This is a genomic window from Flavobacterium pygoscelis (assembly GCF_023162025.1).
GTDB lineage: Bacteria > Bacteroidota > Bacteroidia > Flavobacteriales > Flavobacteriaceae > Flavobacterium > Flavobacterium pygoscelis.
Genome location: NZ_JALNUB010000001.1, coordinates 284973 through 299168 on the forward strand (window position 1 = coordinate 284973; position 14196 = coordinate 299168).

Sequence of the window (14196 nt, forward strand, 5' to 3'; positions counted from 1 at the left end):
AACTTTACAGAATAGTTGTATCTTTATAAAAAGTATAAATATGGAAGAATTCAAAACAGTGGCAATTTTCAATTATTCACATGAAATCGTTGTCCTGAAACATTTATTAGATCAAGAAGAAATTCATTATTTTTTTGAAAATGAAATTATGTCCTCTTTTGCACCAATGTATTCAAATGCTTTGGGCGGAATTAAACTTAAAATTCATCCAAACGATTTTGAAAAAGTGCAAGAGTTATTGGATAACCTAAATAACAATTTGACCATCGTTTAAAGTAGTGCTCATTCTCAAATAATTTTTTTGAAAGTTTATTTTTTTTGAAAGTTGTCAACATATATTAATATAAACAAAAAGAAAATTTAAATTTAAAATCTTTCTTGGTTGTTATTATAGCTTGTTAATAGTTGCAATAAATTTATTTTAAAAAGCATTGAAATCAAGTTTCAAGAGGTTATATTGAGTTATCAACATACTTATATTTTTATAAAGTATTCGTTTCTAAGCTTTTTTCAATAGTAATTAACAATCGTTGATAACCCTTTTTATATTGAATTTGTAAATAACTTCAACTATCATTTTTTGTTGATAACCTACTTTTTAATATTGATAACTATTCTAAAAAATAAGCTAACTAAATTAGGATTTCTAATGTCGGTTTTGGATTAGGTATTTTTTATTGATATCCAAAAAAAACTTCTAATATTCTATCCTAAGTTATGAACAATAAATGTTAATTTAAGGTTAACTGAATATCAAGTAGTTAGCTTTCACTATTAACAATGCAAAATTTTAACATATTTATTTTATAATTAACATTGATTATCAACTATTTATAGAACCGATATAATTGTTGATAACTCATAATCTAATGGTTTACTGCTGCTTAAGTTGTTTATTATAACTAAATAATATTATTGTACATATAATTAAAGTCTTGCTTAAAATAACCCTCATTTTTATTGAATAGTATAGACTTACTTTATTTAAATTTGCAGCACACAACTTAAAAAATAGAGTATGAAAATCTCAATAGGAAATGATCACGCAGGACCAGATTACAAAAAAGCAATTGTAGATATGCTTCAAGCAAAAGGATATGAGGTAACTAATTACGGAACCGATACTACAGCAAGTGTTGATTATCCTGATTTTGGTCATCCCGTTGCAACAGATGTTGCCGAAGGAAAAGCTGATTTTGGAATTATTATTTGCGGAAGCGGTAACGGAATTGCGATGACGGCTAACAAACATCAAAAAGTTCGTGCTGCTTTGTGTTGGATGAAAGAAATTGCAGCTTTAGCGCGTCAGCATAACGATGCCAATATTATTAGTATTCCTGCACGTTATACTTCTGTTGCACAAGCAGTAGAAATGGTTGAAACTTTCTTAAATACTGATTTTGAAGGCGGAAGACATCAAAATAGAGTGGATAAAATTTCTTGCTAAAAAAATTGCGGTGCTTCGCACCAAATAAATAGGAGCTCAGTTGATAAAACTGGGCTTTTTTTATGCTCTTTAAATGAATTAAAAATGTAATTAAAACCAATAAACCCTTTTGTTTACAATTATTTGGATAATAGATAATTATAAACAAAATATGTTAAAAGCAACTGCATTACAACAATAAACCAAAACTTTAGTAAGTAACTTTTTTTAGAGGTTTTATGTCTAAAAATAAGCATTGCTAATCCTGAACCAATTGTTCCTCCAAGAAAAACAAATGAGAGTAGTGCTTTTTCAGAAATGCGGCTTTTGTTTTTTTTAGCTAAATTTTTATCGTAGCCAATTTGTATAAATGATAAAGTATTAATTACTAATAGATATACAATAAATACAAACATTTTTGTTTTTTTTATAAAGTTTAGAATATTTTAAAAATAGCTATTATTTAAGAATAGTAAATGATTTATTTTAAATATCCCATAAAATTTATTGACACAGGAATCTTAATTTAAATAATAAGTATTTTTTAAATTAAGGAACGCTCTTAATTTAAAAACAGTGTAAAAATTAAATTAAGAACTATATTTGTTTTAAAAAAGTTTTAGAAATGAAGAATTACAAATCAGGCAATTTTGAAAATCAAGGCTATTATAAAAGTTTTCAACCCTCCTTTATTGATAAAATTTGGTTGCTTGAAGATATGGAAATTCAACAATTACTCTCAAAAGCTGATAGACAATTAGGAAGATTGGATATGTATTCAGAATATATTCCAAACATTGATATGTTTATTAGTATGCACGTCCTTAAAGAAGCTACACAAAGTAGTAAAATTGAAGGAACACAGACTAATATTGAAGAAGCGTTATTAGATATAGAAGATATAGTTTTAGATAAAAGAGACGACTGGGAAGAAGTTCAAAATTATATTGAAGCTATGAATACTGCGATCAAACAGCTGGAGACTTTACCGTTTTCTACTCGCTTGATTAAGGAAACTCATAAAACATTGCTTCAAGGAGTTAGAGGTCATAATAAACAACCTGGTGAATTTCGAACAAGTCAAAATTGGATTGGTGGTGCTTCTATAAATGATGCTACTTTTATTCCGCCAGTTCATAATTCGGTGTCAGAACTAATGAGTGATTTAGAAAAATTTGCACACAATGAAGATTTTTATTTTCCTGATTTACTTAAAATTGCTTTAATTCACTATCAATTTGAAACTATTCATCCTTTTTTAGATGGTAACGGAAGAGTTGGACGATTGTTGATAACACTTTATTTGGTTGATAAAACTATTCTAAAAAAGCCAATTTTATATTTATCTGATTTTTTTGAAAGAAACCGACAGTTTTATTATGATAATTTGATGAATGTAAGGACCAAAAATGATTTAAAACAATGGTTTAAATTTTTCTTGGTTGGTGTTATTGAAACGGCTAAAAGTGGAATTGAAACCTTTGATGCTGTTTTAAAATTGAAAAAAGAAATAGAAGATAAAATTAAAAAAACTGGGAATAGAAGCCATCACTTACTGAGTATTATGGAAGTTCTCTATCAAAAACCAACAGTTAATGTATTTAAAATTGTAGATATTACTGGTGTTTCACAAGCTACAGCTTATAAAATTTTAGAAGAATTAGTAAGTATGGATATTCTAAAAGAAATAACTGGTGGGAAAAGAGGCAAAGTATATGTATTTAAAAATTATATAAAATTATTCAATTAAAATTCTAATGACTAACATACAATTTATAGCAAAGTTTGTAGCTACCACAGCTATTAACATCCAAAATACGGTTCAATTATTACAAGAAGATTGTACAATTCCCTTTATTTCTCGCTATCGAAAAGATACAACAGGAAATCTAGATGAAGTTCAAATTGAAAATATAGCTAAGTTTCAAAAGGAATATGAAGTTATTGTAAAACGTAAAGAGGCTATTTTAAAATCTATTGAAGAGCAAAAAGCACTTTCCCCTGAATTAAAATCTAAAATTGAAACAAGTTTTGATTTACAGGAATTAGAAGATTTTTATTTGCCTTTTAAAAAGAAGAAAAAAACAAAAGCTGATGTGGCTCGTGAAAACGGATTAGAACCTTTAGCTAAGATTATTATGGCTCAAGGTAATGAAGATATCGATTTCTTGGCAACAAAATATGTGAATGACAATATAATCAATGAAGAATTGGCTTTGCAAGGAGCTAGAGATATTATTGCAGAATGGATTAACGAAAACATTTATGTGCGTAAGCAATTGCGTAGATTGTATCAAAGGAAAGCTAGTATTACCACAAAAGTTGTAAAATCTAAAAAAGAGGACGAAAATGCTCAAAAATTCAATCAGTATTTTGATTGGTCAGAGCCTTTAAGTAAAACACCTTCCCATCGATTATTAGCGATGCTTCGAGCTGAAAACGAAGGTTTTGTAAAAATGAAAATCGAAGTAGATACAGAGGAAGTTTACGATTTAATTGATGAAATAATTTTAAAAAAACAAAGCAATTCAACTTCTCATGTGCAGCTTGCTATTGAGGATAGTTTTAAACGTCTTTTAAATCCTGCCATTTCAAATGAAAGTTTGCAAGAAGCAAAGGTTAAGGCTGATGCCAATTCTATTCAGGTTTTTGCTAATAATTTAGGACAGTTATTATTGGCACCGCCCTTAGGAGAAAAACGAATTTTAGCGATTGATCCAGGATTTAGAAGTGGTTGTAAAATTGTTTGTTTAGACGAAAAAGGAGATTTGTTATACAATGAAACGATTTATCCGCACGCACCACAAAAAGAGGAAGCGATGGCGATGAAAAAAATTCGTTCGATGGTGAATTCCTATAAAATTGATGCTATTTCTATAGGAAACGGAACCGCATCTCGTGAAACAGAATTTTTTATTAAGAAAATTGCTTTTGATAAACCCGTACAAGTTTTTATTGTCAGTGAAGCTGGTGCCTCTGTATATTCAGCCTCAAAAATTGCCAGAGACGAATTTCCTAATTATGATGTTACGGTTCGAGGTTCAGTTTCTATAGGTAGGCGACTTTCGGATCCGTTGGCTGAATTGGTAAAAATTGACCCAAAAGCGATTGGTGTTGGACAATACCAACATGATGTAGATCAAAATAAATTAAAAGAAGAATTGGATAATACCGTAATTCGTTGCGTGAACTCGGTTGGAATTAATATCAATACTGCCAGTAAACACTTATTGAGTTATGTGAGTGGAATAGGAGAGAAGTTGGCCGAGAATATCGTTCAATATCGATCGGAAAATGGCCCATTTACAGACAGAAAGCAACTCAAAAAAGTGCCAAGATTAGGAGAAAAAGCGTACCAACAAGGTGTTGCATTTATCCGAATTTCGAATGCTAAAAATCCGCTAGATAACTCGGCAGTCCATCCTGAGGCCTACGGAATTGTTGAAAAAATGGCTAAGGATTTAAAATTGACAGTCAATGATTTAATTGCTAATCCTGAAAAAACAGCTTTAATAAAACCAGAAAATTACAGTACACCAGAAATAGGTTTACTAGGGTTAAAAGATATTATTAAAGAACTCGAAAAACCAGGATTAGATCCTAGAAAGTCGGCTAAGGTTTTTGAATTTGATCCCAATGTGAAATCAATAAAAGATGTAAAATCTGGAATGATTTTGCCGGGAATTGTCAATAATATTACCAATTTTGGATGTTTTGTTGATATTGGTGTGAAAGAAAGTGGCTTAGTTCATATTTCACAACTCAAAGCGGGTTTTGTAAGCGATGTAAATGAAGTAGTAAAATTACACCAACACGTTCAGGTAAAAGTTACTGAGGTTGATGAGGATAGAAAAAGGATTCAATTAACGATGATACTATAACCAACAAAAAAATCCAAATTACATAAGTTTACCTTATGTAATTTGGATTTTTTTAATATTGAAATTAAAGAAATTTATTCTTTTGTTTCGTCTTCTTTTTTATTTGCTGGTTGGTCATCCTTAGCGGCATTCTTGAATTCTTTAATTCCGCTTCCTAAACCTTTCATTAATTCTGGAATTTTTTTACCTCCAAAAAGTAATAAAACAACAGCTAATATAACCAGGATTTCTGTAACACCTAATCTTCCCATGATTGAATAATTTATTGCCGCAGCAAATTTGTACTAAAACGTTGGGCAAAGGTATATAGAATTCCTTAATGGAAAAGTATTTTAATGCATTTATTTGGTTTCAAAAGCGTTAAAAATTTATTAAAAATAAATTTAGGTAAGAGCATTGTGACAAACACTTACGAATACAATCAACAACAATAATTGTTATATTTGTTCAATAATAAAATACGATGCCTAAAAAGAAGCTCAAGAGACGTAAAATCAAAGAAAATTTATTCAATAAAAGACGTTTAATTATTTTAAACGAAGATACTTTTGAAGAAACATTTTCTTTTAAACTTACCTTGATGAATGTGTTTATATTTGCCACTTTAGGAGCGGTAATTATTATTACAGTGACTACTTTTATTATTGCTTTTACACCTCTTAGAGAATTTATACCCGGTTATTCCTCTTCTAAACTAAAAAAAGATGCTACTGAATTGGCTTTAAAATCGGATTCTTTGACTACCGCATTAAAGAAAAATGAAGCCTATATTTTATCGATTAAAAAAGTACTTACAGGTCAATTAGAATATGCCAAATTTAATAAAGATTCAATACTAGCCTCTACTGATGAATTGGTTGAACCCGAATTATTAAAAGCCTCTAAGGAAGAATTAGAATTAAGAAAAGAGGTTTCTGAAGAAGAAAAAACTAGTTTATTAACTAAAAAGCCAGTTTCTAAGAAAGAAAAGAATAAGAAATAAAACAAGCAATATCCTCTGCCTTTGTGCCTTTTTGGCAAAACTAAAACAACTATGTCTATAAAATCTATCGCAGCAAAATTGTTTGCACAAAAAATATACAATAAAACACAAGTTTGGGTTAATAATCCTGTGGAAACACAAAAAAAAGTTTTTTTGCATTTAATCAAAGAGGCTAAAAACACACAGTTTGGTAAAGATCATGATTTTGAAAAAATAAAAACTACAACTGATTTTGCTCAACAAGTTCCCGTTCGGGATTACGAAGCATTAAAACCTTATGTAGATCAAGTGGTTAACGGAGCTGAAAATATTCTTTGGAAAGGCAAGCCGTTATATTTTGCCAAAACTTCAGGAACTACTTCTGGTGCCAAATACATTCCGTTAACAAAGGAATCCATGCCATATCATATTGAAGCGGCTAGAAATGCCATTCTGCACTATATTCATGAAACGGGAAAATCTGATTTTGTTGATGGAAAAATGATTTTTCTACAAGGAAGTCCAATTTTAGAAGAGAAAAATGGAGTAAAACTAGGTCGTTTATCTGGAATTGTAGCTCATTTTGTTCCCAAATACCTTCAAAAAAATAGAATGCCTTCATGGGAAACCAACTGTATTGAAGATTGGGAAACCAAAGTAAATGCAATTGTAGAGGAAACTTTTGACAAGGATATGTCTGTGATTTCAGGAATTCCTTCTTGGGTGCAAATGTATTTTGAAAAATTGCAGGAAAAAGGAGGGAAGAATATTGGTGAAATTTTCAAAAATTTTAATTTATTCATTTATGGCGGTGTCAATTATGAACCCTATCGCGCTAAATTTGAAAATTTAATTGGAAGAAAAGTAGATAGCATCGAGTTATTTCCAGCTTCTGAAGGTTTCTTTGCTTATCAAGATTCGCAGAAAGAAAAAGGAATGTTATTGCTTTTAAATGGTGGTATTTTTTATGAATTTATAAAAAGTGACGAATTTCATTTAGAAAATCCTAAACGGTATACGATTGGCGAAGTAGCTTTAAATGTGAATTATGTTTTAATTATTTCAACCAATGCCGGACTTTGGGGTTATAATATTGGTGACACCGTTCAATTTGTATCTTTAAAACCGTATAGAATCATCGTTTCAGGTAGGATTAAGCATTATATTTCGGCTTTTGGAGAGCATGTTATTGGTAAAGAAGTAGAAAGTGCTTTGCAAGAAGCTATTTTAGGAACTACAATTCGTATTAATGAATTTACGGTTGCTCCTCAAATTACACCAACAACTGGTTTGCCTTATCATGAGTGGTTTATTGAGTATGAGAACGAACCAGAAGACAGCGTAACTTTTGCGCAAGCGATTGATAATGCGATGCGCAAGCAAAATATGTATTACGATGATTTGATCGTTGGTAAAGTGTTGCAAAAATTGGTGGTCACTCCAGTAGTTAAAAATGGTTTTCAAGACTATATGAAATCGATCGGTAAATTAGGTGGCCAGAATAAAATTCCTCGTCTTTCAAACGATAGGAAGATTGTCGATTTATTAAAAAGAAAATAAATGTCTTACCTTTGAAGGTTAGAAAATAATTAGAAAATGAAAGAAACAAAAAATATATCTCGTTCGAGAGCACAAGAATCATCAGCAGCTATTGAAAAAATGTACATTACGATGCGTCATCTTTTTAATAGAGGATTTTACAAACCTATGGGAGTTTCTGGAGATACGTTACGTGAAGCTTTACTGGCATTGCGTCCAGAAATTTACGGAAACATTGGAGAAGAAAAGGTAGAGTTAAACGGACTTTTATATGTAATTGAGCGTCTTCCGGTAGGAATAGAGGAATGCCGATTTATTAATTTAACTTCGGATGAAGGCTATTCTAAATCCCATTTTCAGGCTATTGTACCGCCTAAAAGACGTCGCAATTGTTACCGTATCGATGAGGAACAAATGAATGTTGAAATTACAAGAGGTCGATCTGATATTTATGATATTTTAACGCATTTGACATTTATTTTTATTGAATCTCATAAAATTAGAAATAGAGTTTTACTAGATGATGCAGGCGAAGTTTCTCGTGATTGGTTTAAATTAGAGCAAGCTGTTTCGCAAAAGAAAAAACTGACTCTTGTAGAAAAAGAAAAAGCAATTTCGCATGCGGCAAACATTTTAGGTAGAACTTTCGAGGAAGTTTTAAATATTTATGATGCTTTTGGTTCAACCGCTTCGCCAGACCGATTTTTGCACGTTATTTTTTGGTTGGGAAAATTAGCAATAGAGGAAATTGTTGATGATAATAAACGAACAATCACCTTTAGTCCTATTCTAAGAGAACGCTTAGGACATCACATTCACGGTGAAGTTTGGGCTACAAATATTAAGAAGGTTTTAGAAGAAAATAAACTTTTAGACCGTCCTATTCATGTTATTAGTGCTAACATGCACTCGGTTATGAACTCTATTTTTGCAACAGAGGTTTTAAAAACGAAGTTCAAAGACAAATCAGATTTCTTTATTTATGAGGAATTGAGTAAATCTGGAGCAGATGTTTTAAGAAATGAAGTTTCGGATGTAGCCTTAAAGCACGGAATGATCTCTTTGCCAGATACTTCTGGAACTAATATTGACGTTCAGATTTTTGATACAGCAAAATTAAACTGGTCTAAAACATCATTTGCAAACGCAACTATTGGTGATAAAAAACCCGTACTTATTGTTATGGATTATGCCTTTGGTGAACAAGCCTATGAAACGATTGACGAGTTATTAAAGCCTTATAAAAAAGACATTCTTTTGAACGTGGAGTCGGTTTCAATAATGGGGAAAGCAGGAATTCTAGAAGGTGGAAAAGGAGATATTATGATTCCGAATGCCCACATTAATGAAGGTACGGCAGACAATTATTTTTTCGAAAATGAATTATCAGCAGAAATGTTTGAAGGAAATGACATTGCCGTTTTTGCTGGACCAATGGTTACAGTACTTGGAACCTCATTACAAAATAGAGATTTACTAAAATTTTTCCATGAATCTACTTGGGGAATTATTGGTCTTGAAATGGAAGGTTCTTACTATCAAAAAGCAATACAATCGGCATCTAAAATCAGAAAAAGTGTTCCTCATGACGTCAAGGTAAGATACGCGTATTACGCCTCAGATAATCCATTAGAAACCGGAAGTACATTGGCTTCGGGTGGTTTAGGGACAACAGGAGTAAAACCAACCTATTTGATTACTATTAAAATATTGGAACAAATTTTCCAGGTTAAATAGTACATTCAATTCGCTGTATTAAAGAAGTAAAATAACAGAATATCGCAAACTTACCCTAGTTTGTAAAACCTTTATTGGAGAATCAAATCCTAGTAAATTAAGGAAGAAATCCAACATAATAATCAATATATGAAAAGAATACTTATTACTGGAGCTGCAGGATTTTTAGGCTCTCATCTTTGTGACCGTTTCATAAAAGAAGGTTATTTTGTAATGGGTATGGATAACCTTATTACAGGAGATTTAAAAAATATAGAACATCTTTTTAAATTAGAAAACTTCGAGTTTTATCATCACGATATTACGAAGTTTGTTCATGTTCCTGGAAATTTAGATTATATCCTTCATTTTGCTTCGCCCGCAAGTCCGATAGATTACTTAAAAATACCGATTCAAACCTTAAAAGTGGGTTCTTTAGGCACACATAATCTTTTAGGATTGGCTAGAGTAAAGCAAGCAAGAATTCTTATTGCATCGACCTCTGAAGTTTATGGTGATCCACTAGTTCATCCTCAGACCGAAGAATATTATGGAAATGTAAATACGATTGGTCCTAGAGGTGTTTATGATGAAGCCAAGCGATTTCAGGAATCTATTACAATGGCCTACCATACTTTTCATGGTGTAGAAACTAGAATTGTTCGCATTTTTAATACCTATGGTCCAAGAATGCGACTCAATGATGGTCGTGTTATTCCGGCATTTATAGGCCAAGCCATAAGAGGTGAAGATTTAACCATTTTTGGTGACGGAATGCAAACGCGTTCTTTTTGTTATGTAGATGATCAAGTAGAAGGAATTTTTAGATTGTTACATTCAGATTATGTATATCCTGTAAATATTGGAAATCCAGATGAAATTACGATTAAAGATTTTGCCGAAGAAATTATAAAATTAACCGGAACCAATCAAAAAGTAGTCTATCATGAACTTCCTGTAAATGATCCTTTGCAACGCCGTCCAGACACCACTAAGGCTAAAGAGTTACTAGGATGGGAAGCTAAAGTTGGTCGTGCAGAAGGAATGAAAATAACGTATGATTACTTTAGATCTTTGTCAAAAGAAGAATTATCTAAGGAAGAGCATAAAGATTTTTCAAGCTATATCAAGTAGTGAAAACAAAAGTAGGAAGATATTCAGTTTACATTCGCCCTTTTTCATATTGGATTGATTTAATAATCATTAATGTTTTGAGTATTTATTTAATACCTCACGACAATCAGTTTTGGTATGTTATATTGATAAGCGCAGCATGGATACTTACTGCCATTTATCTCGGTTTTTATGAAATATATCGCTATACAAAGAGCATTGCAATTGCAAATAAAACCATAAAACAGGCTGCTTTGTTTGGTTTATTTTGTTTGATTCTGGAGTTGTTTGATTCAGAATCTAATCCTCCAAAAAGAGTTGTTTTTTACATAGTTGTAGCGGTTAGTCTTGTTTTTTTTGTCAAAGTATCTATTTATTATTTTTTAAGAAAATATAGAGTTTGGTACGGCGGAAATTTTAGAACTGTTGTATTGTTGGGGAATGAGCAAAGGATTAATCCTTTGAAACATTTCTTTACCGAAAACCCAGATTATGGCTATAACTTAACCCAAGTTTTTTTGTTGAAAGAAGCAAATGAAGAAAGTATAAAGAGATGTCTTTCTTTTGTAACAGAAGAAAATATTGATGAAATTTATTGTTCTATCGCCGATTTATCGCCAGAGCAAATTGCAGATATTATTGATTTTGCTGATAATAATTTTAAAACATTAAAATTTATTCCCGACGAAAAGCAAATCCTATCCTCCAATGTAAAGTTCGAATTTTACGATTACATTCCTGTCATGTCCTTGAGGAATATCTTGCAGGAAGAAGATTTTAATAAAGTAATAAAACGAATTTTTGATCTTGTTTTTTCTTGCTTTATAATAATAACCGTATTGTCATGGTTGCTTCCTATAATGGCTGTTTTAATAAAATTAGAATCGAAAGGACCATTATTTTTTGTTCAAAAAAGAAGCGGAATCAATTCTAAGAATTTCAATTGTTATAAATTTCGATCGATGGAATTAAACGATGCAGCCGATATGAAATTATCATCTAAAAATGATGTTAGAATCACTAAGGTGGGAAAATTTATTCGTAAAACAAGTATCGATGAATTGCCACAGTTTTTTAATGTTTTCTTGGGAGAAATGTCTGTTGTTGGTCCAAGACCACATATGATCAGTGTTACTGATTTATATGCTACCAAAATCGATAAATTCATGGTTCGACATTTTGTAAAACCAGGAATCACAGGATTAGCACAAACCAAAGGATATAGAGGCGAAGTAGAAACCGATACTGATATAATTAATAGAGTAAAATATGATATTTTTTATATTGAAAATTGGTCTATTTTGTTAGATATAAAAATCATTTTCATCACGATATTCCATATTTTGCGTGGCGACGATAAAGCTTATTAAACATGAAAAATCCATTGGTTTCTATAATTACGCCTGCTTTTAATTCTGAAAAATACATTACAGAATCAATTCAATCTGTTTTAAATCAAACCTATCAAAACTGGGAAATGATTATTGTAGATGACGCTTCTAGTGATACTACAATCTCGATTATAGAAGAATTTATTAAAAAAGACAATCGGATAAAAATTTGTAAACATCATGAGAATGCAGGAACCGGAATTGCTAGAAATACAGCTTTGAGTCAAACTTCTGGAAAATACATTGCTTTTTTAGATGCAGATGATGTATGGAAACCAACAAAATTAGAAAAGCAAGTACATTTTCTCCAAATAAATAATATCCCTTTCACTTTTTCTTTTTACGAAATTATAGATGAAAACGGAAAAGCATTGAATAAAAGAATCGAATCACCTTTAATCCTGAGTTACCAACAATTGTTTTTTTGTAATTATGTTGGAAATCTCACGGGAATTTATGATGTTGATTATTTTGGAAAAATAAGTATTTCGTCTATCAGAAAGCGTCAAGATTGGATGTTGTGGCTCACGATTTTACAAAAAATTAAATCAGCTCCAGTAATTCCTGAAAGTTTGGCCTATTATCGCATTCGAAAAAATTCGATCTCTGCTTCAAAATTTGATTTAGTGTACCATAATTTTAAGGTTTATAGAACCTTTCATGGGTATAACTTAGTCGTTTCATTATTGTGTATGACCGGATTTTTATTTACACAATTGCTGATAAAACCACGATATATTAAAGCAATGATTTAAATTGTTTTAATTTTCCTCTATTGCTTCGATCTAGAATTCGTTTTCTGGTAAATTTAAATTTTAAATCAGGCTCCAGATACAAATCAATAGCTTGTTTAATTTTATTTATTTGTTCTAAATTCAATTCTTTTTCGCTAACATATTCGATTTCGAATAAATCTAATTTGGTTTGTTTAATCACGAATTCCTTTACGTTTCCATCATCTTCAATAATACTTTTTGTAATGTAATAGAAAGTTAAACCAGGCGTTTTTTTGCCGCTAGGTAAAACGGCAAAGTCATTAGTACGACCCAATAATTTCTTTAAAATAGGTTTTTGTAAGGTGCTTTTTTCATCTAGTATTCCAATATCACCAATATCATATCTAATAAACGGATGTGCTTTATTAAATAAGGAAGTAATTACGATTCGGCCCGACACACCATAGGGAACGGGTTGATCATTTTCGTCTATTATTTCTACAAAAAGTGTTTCTGCATTTACTTGCCATTGCTGTTCCGTATTTTGAAAAGCTATTAAATCCAGTTCTGAAGCTCCATATTCATTGACGATAGGAATGCCAAATTGCTTTTCTAATAGAATTTTATCCTCTTCAAAAAGCATCTCAGATGTTACAATACAAACTTTTAAAGTGGGACAAATATCCGATAAAATTATATTTTTTTTCTGGAGGAATTTTGCAAATAAAACGATAGAACTCGTATAACCATTAATATAATCAAATTTCTTTTTTTCAAACTCTTTCAACATCACTTCTAATGCTGGATCTGATAAATTAAAAATAGAGAAACGATAGCGATTGCTTAAAAAGTCTTTGACTCTTTCTTTTTTGTTGCCTAAAAAATCCAGCGGAATTCCATAAAAACGCGCTTGAAAGGAAGTGTTAAAATCAATTCCGTACCAACTAAAACGGTATATATTTGAAGCCCAAGTTAAAGCGTGGCTGTATTTATCTTTTGCAAAAACAAAAGGCTCGCCACTAGAACCAGAAGTTTTATTGATGTAACTATTTTTTGAAGAATATCCTTTAGAAAACCTTTCTAATAATGGTTTTTGTAAATTTTTTTTATTTAAAATGGGTAAATCATTCCAATTTTTAAAAGTTTTTATACCCACTAATTCCTGATAAAAAGAATTGTTTTCTAAATGAAAAGTGACAATTTCTTGTTTTTTATTTTCTATAAAAAGGGCATGTTCTTGTTCAGACAATGCTAGAATTTCTCGCAATTCCTTTTTAGCTTTCTCTATAGGAAAACCATTTAATAACAGCGATAAGTCAAAAATTCGAAACATTTTACAAGGATATTTTATCAAAAATAATATATACCACCAACTAATAATCAGGAAGTGGCAAATTTTTGAAAATTAATTATTTTTTACGTCCAAAAGCAATTATTTTTGCACCTCCTTGAA

At 30.8% G+C, this 14196-nt stretch carries 13 protein-coding genes; 10 read left to right on the top strand and 3 right to left on the bottom strand.

Features of this window, described 5'->3' with window-relative positions:
- Positions 1 to 40: 40 nt before the first annotated feature.
- Together MW871_RS01170 and rpiB are read left to right on the top strand one after the other, a co-directional pair.
- Positions 41 to 274 (top strand): DUF2007 domain-containing protein, encoded by a 234-nt coding sequence (locus MW871_RS01170; RefSeq protein WP_188049277.1) that lies wholly within the window; start codon positions 41 to 43, stop codon positions 272 to 274.
- Between the two features lie 744 nt (positions 275 to 1018).
- Positions 1019 to 1447: a ribose 5-phosphate isomerase B gene (gene rpiB, locus MW871_RS01175; protein WP_248427279.1), complete on the top strand. Its 429-nt coding sequence runs from the start codon at positions 1019 to 1021 to the stop codon at positions 1445 to 1447.
- Between the two features lie 119 nt (positions 1448 to 1566).
- Here rpiB and MW871_RS01180 read toward each other — a convergent pair whose 3' ends face one another.
- Positions 1567 to 1842 (bottom strand): DUF1294 domain-containing protein, encoded by a 276-nt coding sequence (locus MW871_RS01180; protein ID WP_248427280.1) that lies wholly within the window; start codon positions 1840 to 1842, stop codon positions 1567 to 1569.
- 209 nt (positions 1843 to 2051) lie between these two features.
- Between MW871_RS01180 and MW871_RS01185 the strand changes: the two genes are divergently transcribed.
- Positions 2052 to 3176 carry a Fic family protein gene (locus MW871_RS01185; protein ID WP_188049280.1) on the top strand — a complete coding sequence of 375 codons (1125 nt, stop codon included), beginning with the start codon at positions 2052 to 2054 and terminating at the stop codon, positions 3174 to 3176.
- Between the two features lie 7 nt (positions 3177 to 3183).
- Positions 3184 to 5307 (top strand): Tex family protein, encoded by a 2124-nt coding sequence (locus MW871_RS01190; protein ID WP_248427281.1) that lies wholly within the window; start codon positions 3184 to 3186, stop codon positions 5305 to 5307.
- A gap of 74 nt (positions 5308 to 5381) precedes the next feature.
- Here MW871_RS01190 and tatA read toward each other — a convergent pair whose 3' ends face one another.
- A complete protein-coding gene (gene tatA, locus MW871_RS01195; RefSeq protein WP_188049282.1) occupies positions 5382 to 5558 on the bottom strand; it encodes a twin-arginine translocase TatA/TatE family subunit in 177 nt (58 codons plus the stop codon).
- A gap of 212 nt (positions 5559 to 5770) precedes the next feature.
- Here tatA and MW871_RS01200 point away from each other — a divergent pair, with 212 nt between their 5' ends.
- The 6 genes from MW871_RS01200 to MW871_RS01225 all read left to right on the top strand — a co-directional run bounded on the left by MW871_RS01200 (position 5771) and on the right by MW871_RS01225 (position 12782).
- On the top strand, positions 5771 to 6289 hold the full coding sequence (locus MW871_RS01200) for a peptidase (protein ID WP_210645204.1): 519 nt from the start codon (positions 5771 to 5773) through the stop codon (positions 6287 to 6289).
- A gap of 51 nt (positions 6290 to 6340) precedes the next feature.
- Positions 6341 to 7828, top strand: a complete 1488-nt coding sequence (locus MW871_RS01205; RefSeq protein WP_248427282.1) for a GH3 family acyl-acid amido synthetase — start codon at positions 6341 to 6343, stop codon at positions 7826 to 7828.
- A gap of 36 nt (positions 7829 to 7864) precedes the next feature.
- On the top strand, positions 7865 to 9544 hold the full coding sequence (locus MW871_RS01210; RefSeq protein ID WP_188049285.1) for a DUF6909 family protein: 1680 nt from the start codon (positions 7865 to 7867) through the stop codon (positions 9542 to 9544).
- Positions 9545 to 9673: 129 nt separating this feature from the next.
- Positions 9674 to 10657 carry a UDP-glucuronic acid decarboxylase family protein gene (locus MW871_RS01215; RefSeq protein WP_188049286.1) on the top strand — a complete coding sequence of 328 codons (984 nt, stop codon included), beginning with the start codon at positions 9674 to 9676 and terminating at the stop codon, positions 10655 to 10657.
- The gene (locus MW871_RS01220; RefSeq protein WP_248427283.1) at positions 10657 to 12006 is read left to right on the top strand and encodes an exopolysaccharide biosynthesis polyprenyl glycosylphosphotransferase; all 1350 of its coding nucleotides are present in this window, start codon (positions 10657 to 10659) and stop codon (positions 12004 to 12006) included. The genes MW871_RS01215 and MW871_RS01220 overlap by 1 nt, the downstream gene beginning before the upstream one ends.
- Before the next feature lie 2 nt (positions 12007 to 12008).
- Complete coding sequence (locus MW871_RS01225; RefSeq protein ID WP_248427284.1) at positions 12009 to 12782, top strand: glycosyltransferase family 2 protein; 774 nt, start codon at positions 12009 to 12011, stop codon at positions 12780 to 12782.
- Here the strand turns inward: MW871_RS01225 and MW871_RS01230 are convergent.
- Positions 12766 to 14076, bottom strand: coding sequence for a phenylacetate--CoA ligase family protein (locus tag MW871_RS01230; protein WP_248427285.1), 1311 nt, complete (start codon positions 14074 to 14076; stop codon positions 12766 to 12768). The two genes, MW871_RS01225 and MW871_RS01230, sit on opposite strands and share 17 nt — an antisense overlap.
- Positions 14077 to 14196 lie beyond the last annotated feature (120 nt).

Coding starts and splice junctions, on each gene's coding strand:
- MW871_RS01190 (WP_248427281.1), top strand. CDS start 3,184: ATGACTAACATACAATTTATAGCAAAGTTTGTAGCTACCACAGCTATT.
- MW871_RS01205 (WP_248427282.1), top strand. CDS start 6,341: ATGTCTATAAAATCTATCGCAGCAAAATTGTTTGCACAAAAAATATAC.
- rpiB (WP_248427279.1), top strand. CDS start 1,019: ATGAAAATCTCAATAGGAAATGATCACGCAGGACCAGATTACAAAAAA.
- MW871_RS01180 (WP_248427280.1), bottom strand. CDS start 1,842: ATGTTTGTATTTATTGTATATCTATTAGTAATTAATACTTTATCATTT.
- MW871_RS01185 (WP_188049280.1), top strand. CDS start 2,052: ATGAAGAATTACAAATCAGGCAATTTTGAAAATCAAGGCTATTATAAA.
- MW871_RS01170 (WP_188049277.1), top strand. CDS start 41: ATGGAAGAATTCAAAACAGTGGCAATTTTCAATTATTCACATGAAATC.
- MW871_RS01215 (WP_188049286.1), top strand. CDS start 9,674: ATGAAAAGAATACTTATTACTGGAGCTGCAGGATTTTTAGGCTCTCAT.
- MW871_RS01230 (WP_248427285.1), bottom strand. CDS start 14,076: ATGTTTCGAATTTTTGACTTATCGCTGTTATTAAATGGTTTTCCTATA.
- MW871_RS01225 (WP_248427284.1), top strand. CDS start 12,009: ATGAAAAATCCATTGGTTTCTATAATTACGCCTGCTTTTAATTCTGAA.
- tatA (WP_188049282.1), bottom strand. CDS start 5,558: ATGGGAAGATTAGGTGTTACAGAAATCCTGGTTATATTAGCTGTTGTT.
- MW871_RS01200 (WP_210645204.1), top strand. CDS start 5,771: ATGCCTAAAAAGAAGCTCAAGAGACGTAAAATCAAAGAAAATTTATTC.
- MW871_RS01210 (WP_188049285.1), top strand. CDS start 7,865: ATGAAAGAAACAAAAAATATATCTCGTTCGAGAGCACAAGAATCATCA.